This is a genomic window from Streptomyces sclerotialus (assembly GCF_040907265.1).
GTDB classification, from domain to species: Bacteria; Actinomycetota; Actinomycetes; order Streptomycetales; family Streptomycetaceae; genus Streptomyces; species Streptomyces sclerotialus.
Genome location: NZ_JBFOHP010000002.1, coordinates 3,871,664 through 3,895,933 on the forward strand (window position 1 = coordinate 3,871,664; position 24,270 = coordinate 3,895,933).

Here is a 24,270-nt window from a genome sequence, read left to right on the forward strand (position 1 = left end):
GACGGCGGCCCGCCGGGCACTGAGCCCGGCGGCGCACCGTCCGGGCCGCCTCAGCGCGCGGCGAAGGGCTGGTCCGTGGGGACGATCTCGCGGCCCAGGGGCAGCAGGGAGACCGGGATCAGCTTGAAGTTGGCGATCCCGAAGGGGATGCCGATGATCGTCACGCACAGGGCGATGCCGGTGACGATGTGCCCGAGGGCCAGCCACCAGCCCGCGAGCAGCAGCCAGACGCCGTTGCCCAGGCAGGAGGCGGCACCCGCGTCGCGCCGGTCGACCGTCGTGCGGCCGAACGGCCAGAGGGCGTACACGCCGATCCGGAAGGAGGCTATGCCCCAGGGGATCGTGACGATCAGGATGCACATGATCACGCCGGCCAGGGCGTACCCGAGGAACAGCCAGAAGCCGGAGAGGACGAGCCAGATGACGTTCAGGATGGTTTTCACGGTCGGTACCCTGCCAGTTCCTCCAGACGGCTGATGCGCTCCCGCATGGGCGGGTGTGTCGAGAAGAGCTTGGAGAGCCCTTCACCGGCCCGGAACGGGTTGGCGATCATCATGTGACTCGCGGTCTCCAGCCGCGGCTCGGGCGGCAGCGGAAGCTGCTGGGTGCCGTACTCCAGCTTCCGCAGGGCCGAGGCGAGGGCGAGCGGGTCGCCGGTCAGCCGGGCGCCCGAGGCGTCCGCCTCGTACTCCCTGGAGCGGCTGACGGCGAGCTGGATGAGGGACGCGGCGACCGGCCCGAGGATCATGATCAGCAGCATGCCGAACAGCCCTGGGCCCTCGTCGTCGTCGGACCTGCCGATCGGGATCAGCCAGGCGAAGTTCACCAGGAACATCACCACGGAGGCGAGCGCGCCGGCGACCGAGGAGATCAGGATGTCGCGGTTGTAGACGTGGCTGAGCTCGTGTCCGATGACGCCGCGCAGCTCGCGCTCGTCCAGCAGCTGCAGGATGCCCTCGGTGCAGCAGACCGCGGCGTTGCGGGGGTTGCGCCCCGTGGCGAAGGCGTTGGGGGCCTGCGTGGGCGAGATGTACAGGCGCGGCATGGGCTGGCGGGCGGCCGTGGAGAGCTCGCGGACCATGCGGTACAGCTGGGGCGCCTGGAACTCGCTGACGGGGCGGGCCCGCATGGCGCGCAGGGCGAGCTTGTCGCTGTTCCAGTACGCGTACGCGTTGGTACCCAGCGCGACGAGGACCGCGACGACCAGGCCCATGCGGCCGAACATACTGCCGATGACGATGATGAGCGCGGACAGTCCCCCGAGGAGAACTGCGGTCCTGAGCCCGTTGTGCCGGCGGTGCACGGTACGCCCTCCAGGTGGTGCGGCAGGGGAACCCTTTGCGATTACGTGTCCACTTTTCAGTGGACCCTCCGTTTCTGGTCAACGCCAGACGGCGGAGCGTGGTTCCCTGCACCCCTGGAGAGGGCGTTCGTCCGTTCGGGGGGCGCCTCCTCAGGGCGTCAGAGCAGCGCCCCTGAGGCGAAGCGCAGGACGAGCTGCGGCGCCCCGGAGAGCGCGATGCCGACGACCGCGGTGAGGCCGACGGCGGTGGCGAGCGGGGCCGGGATGCGCGGCCGGGCAGTGGGTGCCGCCTCGCCCTCGGGGGCCTCCTCCGGCGCACGGAAGAGGACGGCGGTCCACTGCAGGTAGTAGTAGAGCGCGATCACGACGTTGACGGCCATCACGACGGCCAGCCAGGCCAGGCCCGCGTCCACGGCCGCGGAGAAGACCGTGACCTTGGCGAACAGCCCGATGATGCCTGGCGGCAGTCCCGCCAGGCACAGCAGGAAGAAGCCGAGGGCGAGGGCGTACACGGGGCGGGCGTGGTACAGCCCCCGGTAGTCGGCGATGCGGTTCCGCGGGTGCGTACGGGCCACGAGGGCGGCCACCGCGAAGGCCCCGAGGTTCACCGCCGCGTACATCAGGGCGTACGCCACCGTCGAGCCGACGGCGTGTGCGGCGTCGTCGGCGTACGCGGCGGACGCGATCGGCACCAGGAGGTACCCCGCCTGGCCCACGGAGGACCAGGCGAGCAGGCGTACGGCGCTGTGCGCACGCTCGGGGCGCTGGCGCAGCGCGGCCACGTTGCCGACCGTCATCGTGAGCGCGGCCAGTACGGCGAGGACGGGGCCCCACACGTCGCCGTACGAGGGGAACGCCTCGACGGTGACGACGATCAGACCGGAGAAGCCCACGGCCTTGCCGACCACGGAGAGGTACGCGGCGACCGGGAGCGGCGCGCCCACGTAGGTGTCGGGCACCCAGAAGTGGAAGGGTGCGGCGGCCGTCTTGAAGGCGAAGCCCACGAGGGTGAGCGCGACGCCGGCCTTGGCCAGCACGTCCAGCTGCGGGTCCGGATGCGTGAGGGCCTCCGCCACCTGGGCGAGGTGCAGGCTGCCGGTGGCGGCGTACACGAAGCTGACGCCGAGCAGCATGACGGCGGTGGCGGTGACCGAGGAGAGGAAGAACTTCAGCGCCGCCTCGGAGGAGAGCCGGTCGTCGCGCCTGATGCCCACGAGGGCGAACGCGGGGAGCGAGGCCACTTCGAGGGCGATGACCAGCGTGGCGAGGTCCCGGGAGGCCGGGAGCAGGGCCGCGCCGGCCGCGGAGGACAGCAGCAGGAACCAGAACTCACCGCCGGGCAGCTTCTGGTCCTTCACCTGGTTGACCGACAGCAGGGCGGTGAGCAGGGCGCCGCCCAGGACGAGCAGCTGGATGACGATCGCGAAGTGGTCGGCGGCGTAGGAGCACACCTCCGGGCGCCCGGTCAGGCAGAAGGTGGTGCGGTCGCCCTTGAGGAGCGGCAGCAGCGACAGCCCGGCCAGGACCAGGCCGACGACGCTGATCCAGCCGAGGACCGGCTTGCGGCGCTCGGGAAGGAAGAGATCGGCGACGAGCACGATCAGCGCGAAGAGGGCGGTCAGGGTCGGCGGGGCGATGGCGAGCCAGTCGACGGACTGGACGAGGCTCGCGACGCCGCCCGCGGCCTGCGCGGCGGTCCCGTCGGCTGCTGCGCCCCCGGCGCTCGCGGCGAGGACAGTCATCATCAGCTACCGCCTCCGAGGAGGTTCTGCACGGCCGGGTCGGTGAGGCCCAGCAGGGCCGCGGGCCAGAGACCGGCGAGGACGGTGAGGGCGGCCAGCGGGGTCCAGGCCACGTACTCGTAGGGGGCGACGTCGGGGACGGCCGGGGCCTTCTCCTTGACCGCGGTGGGGGCCGTGGCGGCGGTGGTCGCGCCGGCCGGGCCCGGGGTGACTCCGGCGGTCGCGCCCTCGCCGGTGGCGGCGGCCAGCGCCTCCTGCTCGGCGGTCTCCTTGCTGCCCATGCAGACCCGGCGGACGACGATCAGCAGGTACGCGGCGGTGAGCAGGGTGCCCAGGCCCGCCAGGGCCATGAAGGTGAGGAAGGCGGGGCGGCTGAGCCCGTCGGCGGGCTCGAACGCGCCGAACATCGCGAGCATCTCGCCCCAGAAGCCGGCCAGGCCCGGCAGGCCGAGCGAGGCGATCGCGCCGAAGGCGAGCAGCCCGCCGAAGCGGGGCGCGCGGCCGTAGAGCGCGGCGCCGGTGCGGCCCGCGAGCCGGTCCAGGTCGGTGGTCCCGTACCGGTCCTTGAGCGCGCCGACCAGGAAGAAGAGGAGGCCGGTGATGAGGCCGTGGGCGATGTTGGCGAAGAGCGCGCCGTTGATCCCGGTGGGCGTCATGGAGGCGATGCCGAGCAGGACGAAGCCCATGTGGCCGACCGAGCTGTACGCGATCAGGCGCTTGAGGTCGCCCTTCGCGCCGCGGCGGGCCAGTGCCAGGCAGGCGAGGGAGCCGTAGACGATCCCGACCGCGGCGAAGGCGGCGAGGTACGGCGCGAAGGTGTGCATGCCGTCCGGCGCGATCGGCAGCGCGATACGGACGAACCCGTACGTACCCATCTTCAGCAGCACGCCGGCCAGCAGGACCGAGCCGACGGTGGGGGCGGCGGTGTGGGCGTCGGGCAGCCAGCTGTGCAGCGGCCACATCGGCGCCTTGACCGCCAGGCCGATGCCGATCGCGAGCACGGCCAGCAGCTGAACGGTGTGGCTGAGCTGGGATTTCGGGCCGTTGTCAGTGGCGAGTGCCACCATGTCGAACGTGCCGGACTTCAGGCCGACGAGGAGGAGGCCCAGCAGCATCACGACCGAGCCGAGCAGCGTGTAGAGGATGAACTTCCAGGCCGCGTACGCCCTGTTCTCGCCGCCCCAGCGGTTGATCAGGAAGTACATCGGGATGAGGACCATCTCGAAGGCGAGGAAGAAGAGCATCAGGTCCAGCACGGCGAAGGTCGCCAGGGTGCCGGACTCCAGCACGAGGATCAGCGCGACGAATGCCTTGGGAGACGGGCCCGCAGGCATCTTGAAGTAGCTGTAGAGCGCGCAGAGGAAGGTCAGCAGCGCGGTCAGGACCAGGAGGGGGAGCGAGATGCCGTCGATGCCGAGGTGGATACGGATGCCCAGCGCCGGGATCCAGCTGATATCCGTCTGAGCCTGCATCCGGGCGGGGTGCCCGTGGTCGAAGCCGGCCGCGAGCGCGACGGACGCGGCCAGGACGACACCGGTGACGGTCACGCCGTGCCGCAGCACGGCCTGGTCCGGGTTGCGTCCCTTCAGGCCGGGCGGGGCCGGGAGCAGCGCCGCGAGAGCGCCGATCAGCGGGAGTACGACGACGCCCGCGAGAAGGATCTGCATGACGGTGTGATTCATCGGTCAGGCTCCCGTGCCCGTAGCGACGAGGACGGCGGCGACGGCCAGCACGAGTGAGCCCGCGAGCAGCGCGCCGAGATAGGTCTGCACGTTGCCGGTCTGCGCCCGGCGGACGGCCGAGCCCAGCCAGCGGGCTCCGGTGCCGGCGCCGTGCACGTACGTGTCGACGACCTCGCGGTCGAGGAAGCGGACGAGCCGGGCGGCGGCGCGTACGGGCCGGACGAAGAGCGCGGTGTACCCGGCGTCGAGGTGGAAGCCGCAGGTCGCGGGGGCGTGCAGCGGGCCGAGCAGAAGGCGGCCCGGGTCGGCCGGGTCCGGTGCTCCGGCGTTGTCGCCGTAGGCCGCGGCGTGCGTGGCGATGGCCTCCTCCTCGGAGACCGCGGGGGCGGCCTCCGGGTCCACCGCGACGGCGCCGATCGGGCGGCGGGCCGCGACGGCCGTCGTATGGCGCCAGGCGCCGTACATGATCAGCGCGCCGGCCAGGGCGAGGCCGGTGCCGAGGACGGAGGTGACCAGGGTCGGCGTCAGTTCGTTGCCGTCGAACCAGTCCGGGAGGACGGGCGCGGCGATGCCGAACGCGGCGGTGGGGACGAAGAGCACCCACAGCACGGCGTTCATGACGAGCGGCTGCTTGCCGTGGTCGGGGGCCTCCTGGGGGCCGCGGCCGAAGAAGGCGAGCAGCCACAGGCGGGTCGCGTAGGCGGCCGTGAGGAGGGCGGTGAGCAGGCCGGCGATCAGGACGGTCCAGCCGGCGGCGGCCGGCACGGAGCCGAGGTCGCCGTGGGCTCCGCCGAGGGTGAGGTGGGCCTCGCCGACGGCGGCGTGCTCGGCGGCGCCGAGGACGGCTTCCTTGGAGAAGAAGCCCGCGAAGGGCGGGATCGCGGCGAGCGCGAGCAGCGCCACGGTCACCGTCCAGAAGGCGTCGGGGATGCGCTTGGACAGGCCGCGCATCCGCGACATGGCGGCGAGCGAGTTGGTGCCGGCGGCGTGGATGATCACGCCGGCGCCGAGGAAGAGGAGCGCCTTGAAGGCGCCGTGCGAGAGGAGGTGGAAGACGGCCGCGCCGCGGTCGCCGACGGCCAGCGCGCCGGTCATGTAACCGAGCTGGCCGACCGTGGAGTACGCCAGGACGCGCTTGATGTCGTCCTGGGCGAGGGCCGCGAGCGCCGAGCCGACCATGGTCACGGCGGCCATGACCGCGAGCACGACCAGCGCGGCGGCGGAGGCCGCGAAGACCGGGAGGAGCCGGGCGATGAAGTAGACACCGGCCGCGACCATCGTGGCGGCGTGGATGAGCGCGGAGACCGGCGTCGGGCCGGCCATCGCGTCGGGCAGCCAGGTGTGCAGCGGGAACTGCGCGGACTTGCCCGCGACACCGGCGAGCAGCAGCAGCGCGATCAGCGTCGGGTGGTGCAGGTCGCCGCTGGTGACGGCGTTCAGGACGCCGGTGATGCGGAAGGTGCCGGCGTCCGCGGCGAGCGCGAAGAGACCGAACAGGAAGGGGACGTCGCCGAGCTTGGTGACCAGGAAGGCCTTGAGGGAGGCGGACCGGGCGGCCTCGGTCTCCCAGTAGTGGCCGACGAGGAAGTACGAGCAGATGCCCATGATCTCCCAGCCGACCAGCAGCACCATCAGGTCGCCGGAGTAGACGACGAGCAGCATCGCGGAGGTGAAGAGGGAGACCAGCGCGGCGTAGGAGGCGTAGCGCGGGTCGTCGCGCAGGTAGCCGGTGGAGTAGATCTGCACGCACGTGGCGACGACGCCGACGAGTACCGCCACCAGGGCGGCGAAGCCGTCGATGTGCAGGGCCAGCTCGATGGGGACCGAGCCGGTCGGGGTCAGCTCCGTCGCGGCGTCGACGGCCGCTCCCCCGCCCTGCCGGGCGGCCACGACGACGGCCAGCACGGCCGCGGCGAGGGTCGGCAGGACGGCCAGCGGCCGGACGAATCCGGGCGCGCGCCGTCCCAGGAGGAGGCCGAAGGCGGCGCCGAGGAAGGGCAGGAGGGGGACGAGGACGGCGGTGGTCGTGGTCGTCACGCGGCGGCCTCCGCCTGCTGGTCGGGCTGGTGGTGCGCGTGCTCGTCCGCGCCGTCCCCGGCGGGGCGCTCGGCGAGGTCGGTGAGCTTGTCGACGTCGGAGCTGCCGCGGTTGCGGTAGACGAGCAGGACGATCGCGAGGCCGATGCCGATCTCGGCGGCGGCGATGGCGATCGTGAAGAGGGTCAGCGCCTGGCCGGCGTGCAGGGCGTCGCGCAGCCAGACGTCGAAGGCGACGAGGTTGAGGTTGACGGCGTTGAGCATCAGCTCGACGGACATCAGGACCAGGATCGCGTTGCGCCGGGCGAGGACGCCGTAGAGGCCGACGCAGAAGAGGAGGACGGCGAGGACGGCGGGGTAGGCGAGATGCATCAGCGCTGTCCCTCTCGGCGTGCGGAGTCGGGGACGGTGCCCGCGGCGGCGTCCGGTACGGCCCGGCCGGTCGGCGCGTCCTCCCCGTGCTTGCGGGAGAGGACGATCGCACCGACGAGGGCGGCCAGCAGAAGGACGGACAGCGCCTCGAAGGGCAGCACCCAGTGCTGGAAGAGGCTGCGCCCGGAGACTTCGGTGGAGCCCTGGACGGCGCCGTCGAGGTCGATCCAGGACGCCCGGAAGGCGTCCACGACGACCCAGACGAGGACCGCGGCGGAGGCCACGGCCACCAGGAGCGCGGCCCAGCGGTTGCCGGAGTCGGCGTCCGGGGACCGGCCGATGGGCGCCTTGGTCAGCATCAGTCCGAAGAGGAGGAGGACGACCACGGAACCGACGTAGATGAGCACCTGCACCCAGGCGATGAACTCCGCGGTGAGCAGGAGGTACTCCACGGCGATCCCGCCGAGGGCGACCACCAGCCACAGGGCGGCGTGCACCAGCTGCTTGGTGGTGACGGTGACCACGGCCGCGCCGAGCGTGACCAGGCCGACGAGGAGGAACGCGATCTCCACGCCGCTGGTCGTCAGGAAGCCGTGGCTTGCGGCGGCGAGCGTCACGCTTCCTCCCCTGCGTCCTCGGCCTGCTGGTCCGCCGCGGCGGCCTGCGCTGCTTCGGCCTGGCGGGCGGCCTCGGCCTCTTCGGCCTCCTTGGCCTGCTGTGCGGCCAGCTTGTCGGCGGCCTTCTGTGCGGCGGCGATCTCCTTGGGCTGCTCCGCGCCCGGATCGAGCGCGGGCGGCTCGGGCACGGTCCACATCCACTCGCGCAGCTTGTCGCGCTCGTGGGTCAGGTCATGGATGTCGGTCTCGGCGTACTCGAACTCCGGCGACCAGAAGAGGGCGTCGAACGGACACACCTCGATGCAGATACCGCAGTACATGCACAGCGAGAAGTCGATGGCGAAGCGGTCCAGCACGTTACGGCTGCGCTCGCGGCCTCCGGGGGCGGCCGGCGGCACCGTCTCCTTGTGGGAGTCGATGTAGATGCACCAGTCCGGGCACTCACGGGCGCACAGCATGCAGACCGTGCAGTTCTCCTCGAACAGCCCGATGACACCACGGGTGCGCGGCGCCAGCTCGGGCTGGACGTCGGGGTACTGCTCGGTGACCGTGCGCTTGGTCATCGTGCGGAGGGTCACGGCGAGGCCCTTGGCGAGGCCACTGCCGGGGATGCCCATTACTGGATCACCACCTTGACGACGCCGGTGAGGGCGATCTGGGCGAGAGCGAGCGGGATGAGGCAGGTCCAGGCGAGCTTCTGCAGCTGGTCCTCACGGAGCCGGGGATAGGTGACCCGCAGCCAGATGACGCCGAAGGCCAGGACGACGGTCTTCAGCAGCATCCAGAGCCAGCCGAGGCCGTCGGCACCGAAGGGACCGTGCCAGCCGCCCAGGAAGAGGACCGCGGTCAGCGCGCAGAGGACCACGATGCCGGCGTACTCCGCGAGCAGGAACAGCGCGAAGCGCAGTCCGGTGTACTCGGTGTACGCACCGAAGATGATCTCCGAGTCGGCCACCGGCATGTCGAACGGCGGCCGCTGGAGCTCGGCGAGTCCGGCCGTGAAGAACACCAGCCCGCCGACGATCTGCCACGGCACCCACCACCAGTGGAAGGCGTCGAGGATGCCGGGCAGCGAGAGCGTGCCGGCGGCCATCGCGACGGACGCGGCGGCGAGCAGCATCGGCAGTTCGTACGACAGCAGCTGCGCGGCCGTACGGAGACCACCGAGCAGCGAGAACTTGTTCGCCGAGGCCCAGCCCGCCATCAGGGAGCCGAGGACGCCGACGCCCATCACCGCGAGTACGAAGAAGACGCCCGCGTCGAGTGCCTGGCCGACCGCGTTGCCGGGGCCGACCGGGATGGCGATCAGGACGAGGAGGTACGGCAGCAGGGCGACGGCCGGCGCGAGCTGGAAGATCCGCCGGTCGGCGCCGGCCGGGACGACGTCCTCCTTCTGCGCGAACTTCACACCGTCGGCGACCAGCTGCGCCCACCCGTGGAAGCCGCCCGCGTACATCGGGCCGAGGCGGCCCTGCATGTGCGCCATGACCTTGTGCTCGGTCTGCCCGATGACGAGCGGGAAGACCAGGAAGATCACGAAGACGGCGAGGACGCGGAGGACGATCGCGAGCGTGTCACTCATGCGGTGCCGCCTCCTGTCTCGTCGTCGGTGTGGTCGGTGTCGCGGGGACGGTCGGTGTCGCGGGGACGGTCGGCGCCGTCGGTACCTCCCGTGCCGTCGGCCGGTGCGTCCCTACGGGCGCCGTCCTCGGCTTCCGGGGCGGGCTCGGGGGACGGCTTGTCCCCGGAGCCCTCCGGTGACGGTTCGCCGTCGAACGCGGGACGCGCATGGTGCCACGGCGCGTCCGAGGAGCGTGCGGCGGTCCGCGGGGCGGACGCGGGCGTACCGGTCTCCTTCGTACGAGCCGGGTCCGCCGCCGCTTCCTTGGCGGCGTCGGCGGCCTTCGGGGCCTCCGTGTCCTTCGGCGGCTCGACGCCCTTGGACTCGGGCTTCTCGGTGGCCGCGGCGGCCTGCTGGCTCGCCGAACCGGCGCTCGCGCTGCGCGTCCGGCGGGCCGGACGCTCCCCGGCCGCGCCCGCCGCTCCAGCCGCTGCGTCCCGGCCCGCACCGGCCGCCCGGCCGGCACCGGCGGCACGTCCCGCCGCACCGGCCGCTCGGGCGCCCCGGGCGGCCCCGCGCGCCGGACGGGCCGGAGCGGGCGGCAGCTGGCCCTTGAGCGGGCCCCATTCGTTCGGGTCGGGCACGCCGGGCGGCAGCATCTGGCGGCGCTTGGGGCCGCCGTGCTCGGACTCGCCCGGCTCCTTCGCACCCGGCCACGCCTTGGCGACCCGCGCGGCCAGGACGAAGTCCTTGCGCAGGGGGTGCCCTTCGAAACCCTCGGGCAGCAGCAGCGGCGTGAGGCCCGGGTGACCGGTGAACTCCACGCCGAACATCTCGTGCGTCTCGCGCTCGTGCCAGCCGGCGCCCGCGTACACGGCGACGGCCGTGGGCAGCACGGCCTTCTCGTGCGGCACGGTCGTCCGTACGAGGAGCCGCCGCACGTCCCCCGGACGGGTCACGTCGGCGACGTGCGCGCAGACGCGGAAGCCGGTGCCGGGTTCGTCGACGGCGCTCAGCCAGTCGAAAAACGTACAGCCCAGGACGTCCCGGGCGGCGGTCAGCGCGTCGGTCCAGGCGGTGGCCGGTACGTCGACGGTGAGCAGGCCGTACGCCTCCTCGGCCGTGGCCCCGGCCCCGAAGATCCGCTCGGCCGGCTCCGGCAGCCACCCCACGGGGGCCGCGGGCGGGGCCTCGGCGGTCTCCGTACCCTGCGCGGCCTCCGCGGCCGCCCCTTCAGGGGCCGCGCCCGTCGCGCCTTCAGGGGCCGCGCTCTTCGCCCCCTCAGACGCCGCGCCCGACGCCCCCTCAGGGGCCGCGCTCTTCGCCTTCTCGGGTGCCGCGCCCGTGGGCTCCTCGGGCGTACCCGGCGTCGGCGGCTGGGCCGTCATCGGGTGTCCTCCCCGGTCTTCTCGGACGGCGACTGCTCGGTGGTGGCCGGCCGGCCGGTGGTCGGCTGTTCGGTGGGCGGTTGCCCGCCCGACGGCCGACCGGACGCGGCGGGCGGTGCCGGCGGGGCCACCAGCCCGCTGCGCAGCGCGTCGGCGGACGGCCGGCCCGCGCCCTTGCCGGCCCCGCCGGCCTTGCCGCTGGGGCCGTAACGCTCGTCCAGCGACTCCCGGGCGATCTTCTCCTGGAGCTTGAGGATGCCCTGGAGCAGCGCTTCGGGGCGCGGCGGGCAGCCCGGTACGTACACGTCCACCGGGATGATCTGGTCGACGCCCTTCGTGACGGAGTACGAGTCCCAGTACGGGCCGCCGCAGTTGGAGCAGGCCCCGAAGGAGATCACGTACTTCGGCTCGGGCATCTGTTCGTAGAGCCGCTTGACCGCGGGCGCCATCTTGTCCGTGACCGTGCCCGACACGACCATCAGGTCGGCCTGGCGCGGGCCGGGCGCGAAGGGGATCACGCCGAGCCGGATGAAGTCATGGCGCGCCATGGAGGCGGCGATGAACTCGATCGCGCAGCAGGCGAGCCCGAAGTTGAAGACCCACAGGCTGTAGCGGCGGCCCCAGTTCAGGACCACCTTCATCGGTTCGGGGGCGAGGCGGGCCAGCGGGCCGAGGCGGCGCGGCTCGGGCAGGAGCTCGGGGCCCGGCGAGGCTCCGTTGGCCGCGGAGGCGGGGGTCACGTCCATTCCAGGACGCCCTTCTTCCATGCGTAGAGCAGGCCGACAGCGAGGAAGCCGAGGAAGATGAACATCTCCACCAGCGTGATGCCGCCGAAACCAGGTGCGGCGAAGACCGTCGCCCAGGGGAACAGGAAGATCGAGTCGACGGCGAAGATGACGTACAGGAACGCGTACACGTAATAGCGGACCTGGGTGTGCGCCCAGCCCTCCCCCACGGGGTCCACTCCGCATTCGTACGTGAGCAGTTTCTCGGGTGTGGGCACCACTGGACGCATCAGCCGGCCCGCCCCGAAGGCGACGGCCACGAAGAGCACACCGATCACGGCGATGAGCCCGACGGCCGAATAGCCCTGGAAGTAGTCCGCGGCGCTGATGGTGCGTACGGTCGTGTCCGGCACGTCCGCCCCTCGCTCCCTGACTGCTCGTGTGCAGCGGGCCGCCTCTTGTGCGCCGTAGGCGCCGGGCCACTCCCCTGCAACCGCTTTCGACGAAAATTTTCGACGATCTGTACGCACGGGAGTCTAGGCCCTGCGCGGGTCGGGGCGAGCAGTCCCATCTGCGGGAAGGTGGGGATATCCCCACTTCGCCCCACCTATCCACCCCATGGCACCGGGGCGCGCTGCCCGGCAAGCTGGCCCGTATGACGGTGACTTACGACCCGGGCACGCGCTTCCCCGACGGTGGCGGTGACGATTCCGCCCCGGTTCCGCCCCCGCCCCGCGCGCCGCTGAGCGCGGGCACCTGGCGTGAGATCGCGCACCTGCTGGGCAACCTCCCGCTGGCACTGGTGTCCTTCGGGCTGCTGGTGTCCTGCCTCGCGGCAGGCCTGGGGCTGTCGGTCACGGTCGTCGGGCTGCCGCTGCTCGCCCTGGTGCTGTCGGGCTGCCGGTGGTACGGGAAGCTGGAGCGGGCGAGGGCACGCGCGCTCCTCGGGGTGCGCGTCGACGAACCGAGTCCGCCGTTCGCCCGGGAGCCGGGCTTCTTCCCCTGGCTGTGGGCGCGCCTGAAGGACCCGGTCGGCTGGCGCCACGCGCTCTACGTCTTCGTGCGGCTGCCCTGGGGCGTCCTCACCTTCGCGCTCGCCTTCGTGTCGCTGTTCGTGGTGTGGCCGGCACTGCCGTGGCTGGCGCGCTGGCTGACGAACGTGGACCGGGCGCTGGTACGGGGGCTGCTGTCGCCCTCGGACGAACTGGAGCGGCGGATCGCGGAGCTGGAGTCGGGCCGGGGCGTGGTCGTGGACACCGCGGCGGCCGACCTGCGGCGCATCGAGCGGGACCTGCACGACGGGGCGCAGGCCCGCCTCGTGGCGCTGGCCATGGGGCTGGGTCTGGCCAAGGAGAAGCTGCTGGAGGACCCGGACGCGGCGGCGCGCATGGTGGACGAGGCGCACGGTGAGGTGAAGCTGGCCCTTCAGGAGCTGCGCGACCTGGCCCGCGGCATCCACCCGGCGATCCTCACCGACCGCGGCCTGGGCCCGGCCCTCTCGGCGCTCGCCGCGCGCTGCACGGTGCCGGTCACCGTCTCGGTGGACATCGGGACGCGGCCCGCGCCGGCCATCGAGGGCATCGCGTACTTCACGGTCTCCGAGCTGCTGCAGAACGTCTCCAAGCACTCCGGCGCGACCGGCGCCTCGGTGGAGGTGTGGCGGGCCGAGGACCGGCTGCTGCTCCAGGTGCGCGACGACGGGCGCGGAGGCGCGCGGCCGGACGGCGGGAGCGGGCTGGCCGGGCTGGCCGAGCGGCTCGGCTCGGTCGACGGGCTGTTCGTCCTCGACTCGCCGGCGGGCGGGCCGACGCTGGTCACGGCCGAGCTGCCGTGGCGCAGCGCGCCGTAGCGGGCGCTCCACCCGGGGAGGGTGGGGAAAACCCGAGGCCCAAGACGCCGACCGGCTCCATGTCGCGGCCGGCCGGAAAGGGACAGGCTGGACGTACGTGACCAACCGAAGCGCCCGGCGCCCTCGAAGCGAGCGCCGCCCGCCCCGCGGCATCCGGTAGCGCTCCGCACCCGCAGAAGGACGAGACGCCATGGACACCGCATACGGTCCGTCATCCCACGCGCCGCACGCCCCCGGAGGGCGCGGCCCGGCCCGCATCCCCATCGCGCTGCGCGCCCCCTTCTCCGGCCGTACCTGGCGGGAGTTCCTCCATCTCCTGCTCGGGCTGCCGCTCGCCGTCGTGATGTTCACCTACGCCGTCACGATGCTGTCGCTCGGTGCGGGGCTGCTGATCACCTTCCTCGGCATACCGGTGCTGGCCGCCGGCCTCGTCGGCTGCCGCGGCTTCGGCGCGCTGGAGCGGGTACGGGCGCACGCCCTGCTCGGCCTGGAGGTGCGCGCCCCCGAGCCCGTGCGGACCGCCAGGCCGGGCCTGATGGGCTGGGTGGGCGGCGTACTGAAGAGCGGCGCGTCCTGGCGGCACTTCCTCTACTGCCTGCTGCACTTCCCGTGGGCCGTCTTCGCCTTCTCCCTCTCGGTGGCGCTGTGGTCGGCCGGCTGGGGCCTGCTCACGTACCCGCTGTGGCGCTGGACCTTCCCGATGTACCTCGGCCAGGACGGCATCCAGCTGTACGGCGACGGGACGCACGGCATCTACCTGGACACCCCCTTCGAGATCGCCGTGGCCAGCGCCGTGGGCCTGCTGCTCGTGCTGGTCTGGGGCGGGACGGTGCGCGGCCTGTCCCAGGTGGACCGGCTGCTGGTGCACGGGCTGCTCGGTCCGTCCCGGCTGGCCGACCGGGTGACGGAGCTGGAGTCGGACCGTACGGCGGTGTCCGAGACCGCGGCGGCCGACCTGCGGCGCATCGAGCGCGACCTGCACGACGGGGCGCAGGCCCGCCTCGTGGCGCTCGCCATGGACCTCGGGCTGGCCAAGGAGAAGCTGCAGGAGGACCCGGAGGCCGCGGCCCGCATGGTGGACGAGGCGCACGGCGAGGTGAAGACCGCGCTGCAGGAGCTGCGCGACCTGGCCCGCGGCATCCACCCGGCGATCCTCACCGACCGCGGCCTGGGCCCCGCGCTCTCGGCGCTCGCCGCACGGTGCACGGTGCCGGTGCAGCTCGACGTGGATATGATGTCGCGCCCCGCGGCGGCGATCGAGGGCATCGCGTACTTCACGGTCTCCGAGCTGCTGCAGAACGTCTCCAAGCACTCCGGCGCGACCGGCGCCTCGGTCGACGTGTGGCGGGCCGAGGACCGGCTGATGGTGCTGGTCACCGATGACGGCCGGGGCGGTGCCCACACCGGGACGGGCAGCGGCCTGTCGGGGCTGGCCGAGCGGCTGGACGCGGTGGACGGGCTGCTGGTCGTCGACTCGCCGGCAGGCGGCCCGACGGCGGTCACGGCGGAGCTGCCCTGGCGCGACTGACACCCGGCGGGCGCCGTTCGGCACGGCGGAAGCATGCCGCCCGGCGGGACCATGCGGCGCGGCAGAAGCACATGGCCCGGCGCGGGGTCGGCGCGGCGGAAGCACGCGGCCCGGCGCGGGGTCGGCGCGGCGGAAGCACGCGGCCCGACCGGGGCCCGGCGCGGCGAGAGACCGGCACGACGGAAGCATGCCGCACGGCGCGGGGCCGGTACGGCGGAAGCACGAGGCCTCGGCGGGGGGCCGATGCGCCGGGAGTCCGGCACGGCGGAAGCATGCCGCACGGCGCGGGGCCGGTACGGCAGAAGCACGAGGCCCGGCAGAAGCACGCCGCCCGGCGCGGGCCCGGCGCGGTGGGAGACCGGTGCGCCGGGAGGACCGGCGCAGGAGCCGGCGTGACGGTGGTCGACGCAGCGCGGACCGGACGGCGGAGGCGTGGCCACGCGCGCCTCCGCCGTCCGGCGTACCGCGCTCGCGAGCCGGTGATCGTACGGCTCCCCGCCCGTTCGCGCGGCCGTCCACAACCGGCCATTCCGAGTTATCCACAACCCGCACGGTGATCCGACGCGCGCGTCCGAATCCTGGGATGCTGAAGAGCGTCGAGCCGAGAACGGGTGGGGGAGCCGAAGATCGTGGGAAACAGCGTGCGGGTGGTCATCGCCGAGGATTCGGTGCTGCTGAGAGAGGGTCTGACGCGGCTGCTGACCGACCGGGGGCATGAGGTCGTCGCGGGGGTGGGCGACGCGGAGGCATTGATCAAGGTCATCGGGGAGCTGGCGGACGACGGGGCGCTGCCGGACGTGGTCGTGGCGGACGTCCGGATGCCGCCGACGCACACGGACGAGGGGGTGCGCGCCGCGATCCGGCTCCGCCGGGACCATCCGGATCTGGGCGTGCTGGTGCTGTCGCAGTACGTCGAGGAGCAGTACGCGACGGAGCTGCTGGCCGGTTCGAGCCGAGGCGTCGGCTATCTGCTCAAGGACCGGGTAGCAGAAGTGCGTGAGTTCGTCGACGCGGTGGTGCGGGTGGCGGAGGGCGGCACGGCGCTCGACCCGGAGGTCGTCGCCCAGCTGCTGGGCCGCAGCCGTAAGCAGGACGTGCTGGCCGGTCTCACGCCGCGGGAGCGTGAGGTGCTGGGACTGATGGCCGAGGGTCGGACGAACTCCGCGATAGCCCGGCAGCTGGTGGTGAGCGACGGTGCGGTGGAGAAGCACGTCAGCAACATCTTTCTGAAGCTCGGCCTGGCCCCGAGTGACGGGGATCACCGACGTGTACTTGCAGTGCTCACCTACCTCAACTCCTGATCACCTGACACCCTTTCAGCCGAGGACGCCGGTGCGGGGCGTCACTCCGGCGCGGAGTACGGAGCGCTGAACCAGCGTTGAAGCACGGAGCGTCCTACAGAAAGAGCCGCGGGGGGCGGATGATTCATGGCGAATTACGACAGAGTGGCACCATGCTCGCGCGTCCAGCATGTGAGCGCGGCGTCTCATATTCACGTCCAGCATGTGATCGCCTCAGGGAAGGCGACCCTTACCCACGTACGATGGCCATGGGACGACAGGTCCGCACGTTGCGTCCCGGATTTCCCGCCCACGGCGGGGACACCCCAGGCCCCGAGGGAGGTCCGAAGCAGTGACCAGCCAGGTCAGTAGCCCAGCCGACAAGACCGACGGTGCACTTGCGGGGGAGTCGTGTACCCCCGCGACGGAGAACGGCGCCGGTAAGGAGGTCCGCCGGCTGGACCGGGTGATCATCCGGTTCGCGGGCGACTCCGGTGACGGTATGCAGCTCACGGGCGACCGGTTCACTTCCGAGACGGCCTCGTTCGGCAACGACCTGTCGACCCTGCCGAACTTCCCCGCCGAGATCCGGGCACCCGCCGGCACGCTGCCGGGCGTGTCCAGCTTCCAGCTGCACTTCGCCGATCACGACATCCTCACGCCCGGTGACGCGCCGAACGTCCTGGTCGCGATGAACCCGGCGGCGCTGAAGGCCAACCTCGCGGACGTGCCGCGCGGCGCGGACATCATCGTGAACACCGATGAGTTCACCAAGCGCCCGATGGCGAAGGTGGGGTATGCCACCAGTCCGCTGGAGGACGGCTCGCTGGAGGCGTGGAACGTCCATCCGGTGCCGCTGACGACGCTGACGATCGAGGCGCTGAAGGACTTCGGCCTGTCCCGGAAGGAGGCCGAGCGGAGCAAGAACATGTTCGCGCTGGGCCTGCTGTCGTGGATGTACCACCGGCCGACGGAGTCCACCGAGGCGTTCCTGCGGCAGAAGTTCGCCAAGAAGCCGGAGATCGCGGAGGCCAACGTCGCCGCGTTCCGGGCGGGCTGGAACTTCGGTGAGACCACCGAGGACTTCGCGGTCTCCTACGAGGTCGCGCCGGCGACGAAGGCGTTCCCGACGGGCACGTACCGGAACATCTCCGGCAATCTGGCGCTGTCCTACGGCCTGGTCGCCGCGGGCCGCCAGGCGGATCTGCCGCTCTACCTCGGCTCGTACCCGATCACCCCGGCCTCCGACATCCTGCACGAGCTGTCCAAGCACAAGAACTTCGGCGTGCGGACGTTCCAGGCGGAGGACGAGATCGCGGGCATCGGCGCGGCGCTGGGCGCGGCGTTCGGCGGCTCGCTGGCGGTGACCACCACCTCCGGCCCCGGTGTCGCGCTGAAGTCGGAGACGATCGGCCTGGCGGTCTCCCTGGAGCTGCCGCTGCTGATCGTGGACATCCAGCGCGGCGGCCCCTCGACGGGGCTGCCGACCAAGACCGAGCAGGCCGACCTGCTGCAGGCGATGTACGGGCGCAACGGCGAGGCGCCGGTGCCGATCGTGGCGCCGCGCACGCCGGCGGACTGCTTCGATGCGGCGCTGGACGCGGCCCGGATCGCGCTGACCTACCGCACCCCGGTGTTCCTGCTCTCCGACGGCTACCTGGCCAACGGCTCCGAGCCCTGGCGCATCCCGGAGGTCGATGAACTGCCCGACCTGCGGGTGCAGTTCGCCACCTCGGCCAACCACGAGCTGGCGGACGGCACCGAGGTCTTCTGGCCGTACAAGCGCGACCCGCAGACCCTGGCCCGCCCCTGGGCGGTGCCCGGCACCCCGGGCCTGGAGCACCGCATCGGCGGCATCGAGAAGCAGGACGGCACGGGCAACATCTCCTACGACCCGGCCAACCACGACTTCATGGTCCGCACCCGGCAGGCCAAGATCGACGGCATCGAGGTGCCGGACGTGGAGGTCGACGACCCCTCAGGCGACGCCGACACCCTGGTCATCGGCTGGGGTTCGACGTACGGCCCGATCACCGCGGCGGTGCGCCGGGTGCGCCGCGCGGGCGGGCAGATCGCCCAGGCGCATCTGCGCCACCTCAACCCCTTCCCGGGGAATCTCGGTGCGGTGCTGGGGCGTTACGACAAGGTAGTGGTCCCCGAGATGAACCTCGGCCAGCTCGCCACGCTGCTGCGGGCGAAGTTCCTCGTGGACGCGCAGTCGCACACCCAGGTCAGCGGGATGCCCTTCAAGGCAGAGCAGCTCGCCGCCCACCTCACAGAGGTAATGAAGCAGGGCCCGAAGGAGGCCATCAATGACTGAGACGATCTCGGAGGGAGCGGCTCAGATCGAGGCGCTTTCCCTGGTGCCCAAGGCCGAGGCCAAGCAGTCCATGAAGGACTTCAAGTCCGATCAGGAAGTGCGCTGGTGCCCCGGCTGCGGCGACTACGCCATCCTCGCCGCCGTGCAGGGCTTCATGCCCGAGCTCGGCCTGGCGAAGGAGAACATCGTCTTCGTCTCCGGCATCGGCTGCTCCTCCCGCTTCCCGTACTACATGAACACCTACGGGATGCACTCCATCCACGGCCGCGCCCCGGCCATCGCCACGGGCCTGGCCTCCTCCCGGCGGGACCTGTCGGTGTGGGTGGTCACCGGTGACGGCGACGCGCTCTCCATCGGCGGCAACCACCTCATCCACGCCCTGCGACGGAACGTCAACCTCAAGATCCTGCTGTTCAACAACCGGATCTACGGCCTGACCAAGGGCCAGTACTCGCCCACCTCCGAGGTCGGCAAGATCACCAAGTCGACGCCGATGGGCTCCCTGGACGCGCCCTTCAACCCGGTCTCCCTCGCAATCGGCGCCGAGGCGTCCTTCGTCGCGCGCACCGTCGACTCCGACCGCAAGCACCTCACCTCGGTGCTCCGCCAGGCCGCGGCCCACCCCGGCACGGCACTGGTGGAGATCTACCAGAACTGCAACATCTTCAACGACGGCGCGTTCGAGGTGCTCAAGGACAAGGAGAAGGCCGAGGAGGCCGTGATCCGGCTGGAGCACGGGCAGCCGATCCGGTTCGGCGCCCCCGCAGAGGACGGCCTCGGCTCCAAGGGCGTCGTCCGCGACCCGGCCACCGGTGATCTGCGGGTCATCGACGTCACCCAGGAGGGCACCGCCGGCGTGCTCGTGCACGACGCGCACAGCCCCTCCCCCACCACGGCCTTCGCCCTCTCCCGGCTCGCCGACGCGGACACCCTGCACCACACCCCCATCGGCGTGCTGCGCAGCGTGGACCGGCCGGTCTACGACACGGAGATGAGCGACCAGCTGGACGCCGCCATCGAGCAGAAGGGCAAGGGCGACCTCGCCACCCTGCTCGCCGGCAACGACACCTGGACGGTCGTCGGCTGACGCCCCGGGCGGCCGTCGGCCGCCGCTTTCCGCCCGGCTGCCCGGGACCGGCCCGTGATCCGGTCCCGGGCAGCCGTGCGTGTGCCCCCACCGGCCCCCGCCCCCACCCGCGGCGCGTCTGCCCGAATCCGGATCTGTAACGACCGTGCTCAAGATACGGGCATGACAGGCGGGACGAGCGGCGTTACCTTCGGAGAGCCGCGCGCCCCCGCCGCGTCCGTCCCGCCCAGGAGGAACCCGTGTCATCCCCGTCCGAGCAGCGCACCGGCCTGGCCTTCGGCTTCGCCGCGTACGGCCTGTGGGGCTTCCTCCCCCTCTACTGGCACCTGCTGTCCGCCGCCTCCCCCACCGAGATCCTGGCCAGCCGCATGGCCTGGTCACTGCCGGTGGCCTTCCTCATGCTGGCCGCGCTGCGCCGCTGGTCCTGGATACGTCCGCTGCTGCGGCAGCCCAGGCGGCTCGGCCTGGTCGTGGTCGCGGCCGCCGTCATCTCGGTCAACTGGTACCTCTACATCTGGGCGGTCAACGCCGGCCATGTGCTGGAGGCGTCCCTCGGCTACTTCATCAACCCGCTGGTCAGCATCGCCTTCGGCGTGATCTTCCTGCGCGAGCGGCTGCGACCGCTGCAGTGGACCGCGGTGGGCGTCGGCACGCTGGCGGTGCTGGTCATGGCCGTCGCCTACGGCCGGGTGCCGTGGGTCGCCCTCGCGCTCGCCTTCTCCTTCGCGACGTACAGCCTGGTCAAGAAGGGCATCAAGCTCGGCGGTGTCGAGGGCTTCGGCATGGAGACGGTGGTCCAGTTCCTGCCCGCGCTGGCCTGTCTCGTCCTGCTCGGCGTCCGGGGCGAGTCCGGCTTCCTCGACGGCGGCACCGGCCAGGCCCTGCTGCTCGCGGGCAGCGGCCTCGCGACCGCCCTGCCGCTGATCGCCTTCGGCGCTGCCGCGGTCCGGCTGCCGCTGTCGGTGCTCGGCATGCTCCAGTACCTCGCGCCGACCTTCCAGTTCGTGCTGGGTCTCACCGTCTTCCACGAGGCCATGCCGCCCGAGCGCTGGGCGGGCTTCGTCCTCGTGTGGCTGGCTCTGGCCGTGCTGACCTGGGACGCGCTGCGTACGGCGCGGTCGTCCCGGGCCGCGCTGGCCGCCGCCCGCGCCTCCGCCGCCGAGGCGGTGGCGGAGGGCGCCGGACCGGAGACCGTGGCGGAGGCCGCCGGCCCCGCACCCGAGCCCGCCGGACCCACCACCGGACCGGCCGCCACGTCGGCCAAGCCGTGACCGGCCACCTGCATTCCTGACCGGCCCGTGCGCCCGGGCCCCGCGCCTCAGGCCGTGATGTCCCGTGTCGTGAAGCGGGCCCAGGCCGCCGAGCCGAAGACCAGTGCGTAGACCACCTGGAGGCCGAGGTTGGTGCGGATGTCGTCCCAGTAGACCGGGTCCCGCAGCAGATCGGCGAAGCTCAGCCAGTAGTGCGGGAAGAGGTACGGCTGCACGGCCGCCAGCTGCGGGATCGTGTCCAGGATCTGGGCGGTGATCACCAGTCCGACCGTCGCCGCCATCGCCGCGATGCCGCTCCCGGTGAGCGTGGAGACGAACAGCCCCAGCGCCGCCACGCCGGTGAGCGAGAGCGCGACCACACCCGCGACCGCCAGCGCCCGCAGCAGGCCCTCGGTGAACGGCACGGTCGTCCCCGACAGCAGCGTGACCTCCCCCAGCCGGAACAGCAGCGCGCCGACGGCCAGCGCGGAGGCCGCCACCACCAGGGTCGCCACCAGGGAGAACACCAGCGCGGTGACGTATTTGACGAGCAGCAGACGGGTCCGGCCCGCGGGGACGACCAGCAGGTACCGCAGCGTCCCGGCGCCCGCCTCGCCCGCGATCGCGTCCCCGGCGACCACCCCCAGCGCCATCGGCAGGAACACCGGGAGGGTGGCCGCGAGGGAGGTGAAGACCAGGAACAGCCCGTTGTTGGTCACCAGCGAGATGAAGGCCGGGCCGTGCCCGCCGCCGTCCGAGGTCTGGACGCGTACGGCGATCCCGACCAGTACCGGTACGCAGGCCAGCACGGCGAGCAGGACGAGGGTGCGGCGGCGCCGGAACGTCGTACCGATCTCGTTGCGCAGCAGGCCGAGCGTCCACAGGGGGTTCGGGGAGCGTACGTCCGGCGCGCCGTCCGCCGTACGCGCCTGCGCCCGCTGCCGCGCCTGCGCCGCCGTCTCAGTCCGCGACATCGAAGCCCTCTCCCGTCAGTGCCACGAAGACGTCCTCCAGGGAGGCCCGTTCGGTCCCGAAGCCGCGGACGCGTACGCCGGCCGTGACGAGCGCGGCGTTCAGTACGGCCGGATCCGGGCCCTCCGGCAGCTCTCCCGTCACCCGGTCCTCGGCGACCACGAGATCGGACAGGCCGTGTTCCTTGAGCACCCGGGCCGCGTCCGCGGTGTCCGGCGTGGTGACGGCCAGCCGGCCGCGCGTCCCGGCCGCGAGCCCGGCGACCGTGCCCTGCGTGATCAGCCGGCCGCGGGACATCACGGCGGCGTGCGTACAGACCTGTTCGATCTCGTCCAGGAGATGGGAGGAGAGGAAGACGGTCGTGCCGTCGGCGGCCAGTTCGCGCACCAGGCCGCGGATCTCGCGCATGCCCTGCGGGTCCAGGCCGTTGGTCGGTTCGTCCAGGATCAGCAGGTCACGGGGGCGCAGCAGGGTGGCGGCCAGCCCGAGCCGCTGCTTCATGCCGAGTGAGTACGCGCGTGCCTTCTTGCCGGCGGCCGCGGCCAGGCCCACCCGGTCCAGCGCGGCGGCGACCCGTGCGGACCGGGTGCGGGGGTCGGCGGTCGGGTCGGCGGCGTCGTACCGCAGCAGGTTGGCCCGCCCGGTGAGGAAGCCGTAGAGAGCCGGGCCCTCGATGAGCGCGCCGACCCGGGGCAGCACCCGGCGCGCGGCGGCGGGCATCGGCTCGCCGAGCAGCCGGGCGCCGCCCGCCGTCGGCCGGATCAGCCCCATCAGCATGCGGATGGTGGTGGTCTTGCCGGAGCCGTTGGGGCCGAGGAAGCCGAAGACGCTGCCGGGCGGTACGGACAGGTCGAGCCCTTGGACGGCCGGCCGTCCGCTCCCGTACGACTTGGTCAGCCCGCGCGTCTCGATGACGGGCGGACCGGCCGCGCCGCCTTCGAGGCCTGCTCCACGATCCCCGTCCGACGACGGTGGCGCCATGCATTCCCCCACTGTGAGCCGGGCCGCGGGCGCGGCGCGCGCGAAGCGGCGACCGCGCCCGGTCGGCCGTCTGCCGAGATCGCCGGTGACGGCGGCCGGGCGCCACCACCACGGTCACTTCGCCGCAGTCACTTTCGCCGCAGTCACTGCGCCTCGGTCACCTCGCCGCGATCAATTGATCACTTCGCCGTGTTCGCCGTCCTGATCAGGGTCTGCCGGTCGACGGCGCCGACGTAGACCGTGCCGTCGTCCGTCATCAGGGCGTTGACCAGGCGCGTGCTGAAGACGTGCCCGGAGCCGAAGCTGCCGGTCACCTTCTCGCCCATCGAGTCCAGGAACTTCGCGGCCTCGGGAGCGCCCGGCTTCCGCCCCTCGGCCGCCTTCCCGTCCAGCCCCTCGCCGCCGCCGTCGATCTTCGCGATCGCGGTCCAGCCGTGGCCGATGACGTCCATGCCGCCCGCGTCCCCGGACCGTGCCTCGTTCAGTTCCTGCGGCAGCCCGCCGGGCAGCTTCTTCGGGAATTCACCGGGCTTGCCCTCGTGCTGCGTACGGACCTCGTCGCCGTCGATGATCTTCGCGCCCTTCGGCGGGGTGAAGGCGAACGTGCTCGCCTCCGGCTTGTCGAAGTCGACCGAGGCGAAGGCCGCCTCGACGGCCGGGGCGCCACCGCTCTTCGGCGTCAGCGTGAACCGCAGCGGCACGCCGTTCTCCGCGTCCACCGCGATACGGACGGAACCGACGGTCGAGCCGGCCTGCTTGGGCTTGACCAGCAGCTGGTAGGCGTCCCGCCCGGCGATCTTCGCGGTGCCGTCGACGGTGACCGACGTGGTGTCACCGGCCGCCTCGAGCGCCCGCTCGGCAAGGGTCTGCGGGGTCATGTCCCCCATCGACCGAGGCGCCGCGTGCTTCCCGGCCTCCGGGCCGGTGGCGCGGAAGGCGGTGTTGCTGCCGCTGTCGTACGCCCATACCTTGTCGCCGTTGCGGACCAGGCTGTACTCGGCGGCCTTGTCGATGACGGACACCCGCTGCCGGTCGGCGCCGTCGGCGGCCACCCGCAGCGTGTGCGTGCCGGAGGCCAGCTCCATGAGCTTGTCCTTGGGATCGGCGGCTCCGCCGTCCTCGCCCCGGCCCGAGCCGCCGAACGCGTCGGCGCTCATGCCGCCGGGCAGCTCCGGCAGGCCGAGGTCGGTGCTGATCCGCACCGTGCCGGACAGCTGCCGCACGTCCGACGCGGCCACCTTCGCGATCAGGTCCTGGGCGGATATCCCGGGCAGGTCGGGATCACCGGGGCCGGCGAACGCCGGGACCAGCCCGATCGTCGCCGCCGCCACCCCCGCCACCACGACCGGAACGCCGTACCGGACAGCCTTGCGCCGTCCTGACCGCTTTCCTTCGTCGTCCCATTCGCCGGTGATCCGTGTCGATTCGTTCCGTGGCATGTGCTCTACCTCCGTCGTCGGCGGCGGTCTCAACGCAACGCACTCGTCCACACCTCGGGCTCATTGTGGCCCGGTCCGCCGTGGCGTGGTGGTGTCAATGCCACCAAATCCGCCATCGCGAAGCGTCAGCCCGGGGGC

The 24,270-nt window shown here is 72.4% G+C and carries 21 protein-coding genes; 6 read left to right on the forward strand and 15 right to left on the reverse strand.

What is annotated here, in order from left to right:
- Positions 1 to 50 precede the first annotated feature (50 nt).
- The 12 genes from AAC944_RS17205 to AAC944_RS17260 form a co-directional block, all read right to left on the reverse strand.
- Positions 51 to 443, reverse strand: coding sequence for a YccF domain-containing protein (locus AAC944_RS17205; RefSeq protein WP_030620008.1), 393 nt, complete (start codon positions 441 to 443; stop codon positions 51 to 53).
- Complete coding sequence (htpX, locus tag AAC944_RS17210) at positions 440 to 1,303, reverse strand: zinc metalloprotease HtpX (RefSeq protein ID WP_030620011.1); 864 nt, start codon at positions 1,301 to 1,303, stop codon at positions 440 to 442. The genes AAC944_RS17205 and htpX overlap by 4 nt, the downstream gene beginning before the upstream one ends.
- A 158-nt stretch (positions 1,304 to 1,461) precedes the next feature.
- On the reverse strand, positions 1,462 to 3,045 hold the full coding sequence (locus tag AAC944_RS17215; RefSeq protein WP_078888796.1) for an NADH-quinone oxidoreductase subunit N: 1,584 nt from the start codon (positions 3,043 to 3,045) through the stop codon (positions 1,462 to 1,464).
- Between the two features lie 2 nt (positions 3,046 to 3,047).
- Positions 3,048 to 4,727 carry a complex I subunit 4 family protein gene (locus AAC944_RS17220; RefSeq protein ID WP_030620017.1) on the reverse strand — a complete coding sequence of 560 codons (1,680 nt, stop codon included), beginning with the start codon at positions 4,725 to 4,727 and terminating at the stop codon, positions 3,048 to 3,050.
- A 3-nt stretch (positions 4,728 to 4,730) separates the two neighbouring features.
- Positions 4,731 to 6,764, reverse strand: coding sequence for an NADH-quinone oxidoreductase subunit 5 family protein (locus AAC944_RS17225; RefSeq protein ID WP_030620019.1), 2,034 nt, complete (start codon positions 6,762 to 6,764; stop codon positions 4,731 to 4,733).
- On the reverse strand, positions 6,761 to 7,135 hold the full coding sequence (nuoK, locus tag AAC944_RS17230; protein WP_030620022.1) for an NADH-quinone oxidoreductase subunit NuoK: 375 nt from the start codon (positions 7,133 to 7,135) through the stop codon (positions 6,761 to 6,763). Before nuoK ends, AAC944_RS17225 begins: the two co-directional genes overlap by 4 nt.
- On the reverse strand, positions 7,135 to 7,752 hold the full coding sequence (locus AAC944_RS17235) for an NADH-quinone oxidoreductase subunit J family protein (protein ID WP_030620025.1): 618 nt from the start codon (positions 7,750 to 7,752) through the stop codon (positions 7,135 to 7,137). Before AAC944_RS17235 ends, nuoK begins: the two co-directional genes overlap by 1 nt.
- Entirely contained in the window at positions 7,749 to 8,369 is a 621-nt protein-coding gene (locus AAC944_RS17240) for a NuoI/complex I 23 kDa subunit family protein (RefSeq protein WP_030620028.1), read from the reverse strand. Before AAC944_RS17240 ends, AAC944_RS17235 begins: the two co-directional genes overlap by 4 nt.
- Positions 8,369 to 9,334 (reverse strand): complex I subunit 1/NuoH family protein, encoded by a 966-nt coding sequence (locus AAC944_RS17245; protein ID WP_030620032.1) that lies wholly within the window; start codon positions 9,332 to 9,334, stop codon positions 8,369 to 8,371. The genes AAC944_RS17240 and AAC944_RS17245 overlap by 1 nt, the downstream gene beginning before the upstream one ends.
- Positions 9,331 to 10,701 carry an NADH-quinone oxidoreductase subunit C gene (locus tag AAC944_RS17250; protein ID WP_063759996.1) on the reverse strand — a complete coding sequence of 457 codons (1,371 nt, stop codon included), beginning with the start codon at positions 10,699 to 10,701 and terminating at the stop codon, positions 9,331 to 9,333. Before AAC944_RS17250 ends, AAC944_RS17245 begins: the two co-directional genes overlap by 4 nt.
- Complete coding sequence (locus AAC944_RS17255; RefSeq protein ID WP_051872114.1) at positions 10,698 to 11,447, reverse strand: NADH-quinone oxidoreductase subunit B; 750 nt, start codon at positions 11,445 to 11,447, stop codon at positions 10,698 to 10,700. Before AAC944_RS17255 ends, AAC944_RS17250 begins: the two co-directional genes overlap by 4 nt.
- Positions 11,438 to 11,839, reverse strand: a complete 402-nt coding sequence (locus AAC944_RS17260; protein WP_030620040.1) for an NADH-quinone oxidoreductase subunit A — start codon at positions 11,837 to 11,839, stop codon at positions 11,438 to 11,440. The genes AAC944_RS17255 and AAC944_RS17260 overlap by 10 nt, the downstream gene beginning before the upstream one ends.
- A gap of 242 nt (positions 11,840 to 12,081) precedes the next feature.
- On the opposite strand from AAC944_RS17260, the gene AAC944_RS17265 reads away from it, so the two are divergent.
- From AAC944_RS17265 to rarD, 6 genes are all read left to right on the forward strand, one after another.
- Positions 12,082 to 13,275 carry a sensor histidine kinase gene (locus AAC944_RS17265; protein ID WP_078888781.1) on the forward strand — a complete coding sequence of 398 codons (1,194 nt, stop codon included), beginning with the start codon at positions 12,082 to 12,084 and terminating at the stop codon, positions 13,273 to 13,275.
- Positions 13,276 to 13,465: 190 nt separating this feature from the next.
- On the forward strand, positions 13,466 to 14,803 hold the full coding sequence (locus AAC944_RS17270) for a sensor histidine kinase (protein WP_030620046.1): 1,338 nt from the start codon (positions 13,466 to 13,468) through the stop codon (positions 14,801 to 14,803).
- Between the two features lie 641 nt (positions 14,804 to 15,444).
- Positions 15,445 to 16,104, forward strand: a complete 660-nt coding sequence (locus AAC944_RS17275; protein WP_030620049.1) for a LuxR C-terminal-related transcriptional regulator — start codon at positions 15,445 to 15,447, stop codon at positions 16,102 to 16,104.
- A gap of 331 nt (positions 16,105 to 16,435) precedes the next feature.
- On the forward strand, positions 16,436 to 18,403 hold the full coding sequence (locus AAC944_RS17280; RefSeq protein WP_030620053.1) for a 2-oxoacid:acceptor oxidoreductase subunit alpha: 1,968 nt from the start codon (positions 16,436 to 16,438) through the stop codon (positions 18,401 to 18,403).
- The gene (locus AAC944_RS17285; RefSeq protein WP_030620056.1) at positions 18,396 to 19,490 is read left to right on the forward strand and encodes a 2-oxoacid:ferredoxin oxidoreductase subunit beta; all 1,095 of its coding nucleotides are present in this window, start codon (positions 18,396 to 18,398) and stop codon (positions 19,488 to 19,490) included. The genes AAC944_RS17280 and AAC944_RS17285 overlap by 8 nt, the downstream gene beginning before the upstream one ends.
- A gap of 239 nt (positions 19,491 to 19,729) precedes the next feature.
- Positions 19,730 to 20,761: an EamA family transporter RarD gene (gene rarD / locus AAC944_RS17290; RefSeq protein WP_030620059.1), complete on the forward strand. Its 1,032-nt coding sequence runs from the start codon at positions 19,730 to 19,732 to the stop codon at positions 20,759 to 20,761.
- A gap of 47 nt (positions 20,762 to 20,808) precedes the next feature.
- On the opposite strand, the gene AAC944_RS17295 is transcribed toward rarD, so the two are convergent.
- The 3 genes from AAC944_RS17295 to AAC944_RS17305 all read right to left on the reverse strand — a co-directional run bounded on the left by AAC944_RS17295 (position 20,809) and on the right by AAC944_RS17305 (position 24,132).
- Positions 20,809 to 21,714: an ABC transporter permease gene (locus tag AAC944_RS17295; RefSeq protein ID WP_030620068.1), complete on the reverse strand. Its 906-nt coding sequence runs from the start codon at positions 21,712 to 21,714 to the stop codon at positions 20,809 to 20,811.
- Complete coding sequence (locus AAC944_RS17300) at positions 21,701 to 22,693, reverse strand: ABC transporter ATP-binding protein (protein ID WP_107054206.1); 993 nt, start codon at positions 22,691 to 22,693, stop codon at positions 21,701 to 21,703. Before AAC944_RS17300 ends, AAC944_RS17295 begins: the two co-directional genes overlap by 14 nt.
- Before the next feature lie 179 nt (positions 22,694 to 22,872).
- Entirely contained in the window at positions 22,873 to 24,132 is a 1,260-nt protein-coding gene (locus tag AAC944_RS17305) for a LolA family protein (protein WP_030620072.1), read from the reverse strand.
- Between the last annotated feature and the right edge of the window lie 138 nt (positions 24,133 to 24,270).

Coding starts and splice junctions, on each gene's coding strand:
- AAC944_RS17245 (WP_030620032.1), bottom strand. CDS start 9,334: ATGAGTGACACGCTCGCGATCGTCCTCCGCGTCCTCGCCGTCTTCGTG.
- AAC944_RS17215 (WP_078888796.1), bottom strand. CDS start 3,045: ATGACTGTCCTCGCCGCGAGCGCCGGGGGCGCAGCAGCCGACGGGACC.
- AAC944_RS17255 (WP_051872114.1), bottom strand. CDS start 11,447: ATGGACGTGACCCCCGCCTCCGCGGCCAACGGAGCCTCGCCGGGCCCC.
- AAC944_RS17220 (WP_030620017.1), bottom strand. CDS start 4,727: ATGAATCACACCGTCATGCAGATCCTTCTCGCGGGCGTCGTCGTACTC.
- AAC944_RS17265 (WP_078888781.1), top strand. CDS start 12,082: ATGACGGTGACTTACGACCCGGGCACGCGCTTCCCCGACGGTGGCGGT.
- AAC944_RS17285 (WP_030620056.1), top strand. CDS start 18,396: ATGACTGAGACGATCTCGGAGGGAGCGGCTCAGATCGAGGCGCTTTCC.
- AAC944_RS17240 (WP_030620028.1), bottom strand. CDS start 8,369: ATGGGCATCCCCGGCAGTGGCCTCGCCAAGGGCCTCGCCGTGACCCTC.
- nuoK (WP_030620022.1), bottom strand. CDS start 7,135: ATGCATCTCGCCTACCCCGCCGTCCTCGCCGTCCTCCTCTTCTGCGTC.
- AAC944_RS17250 (WP_063759996.1), bottom strand. CDS start 10,701: ATGACGGCCCAGCCGCCGACGCCGGGTACGCCCGAGGAGCCCACGGGC.
- AAC944_RS17295 (WP_030620068.1), bottom strand. CDS start 21,714: ATGTCGCGGACTGAGACGGCGGCGCAGGCGCGGCAGCGGGCGCAGGCG.
- AAC944_RS17305 (WP_030620072.1), bottom strand. CDS start 24,132: ATGCCACGGAACGAATCGACACGGATCACCGGCGAATGGGACGACGAA.
- AAC944_RS17300 (WP_107054206.1), bottom strand. CDS start 22,693: ATGGCGCCACCGTCGTCGGACGGGGATCGTGGAGCAGGCCTCGAAGGC.
- AAC944_RS17270 (WP_030620046.1), top strand. CDS start 13,466: ATGGACACCGCATACGGTCCGTCATCCCACGCGCCGCACGCCCCCGGA.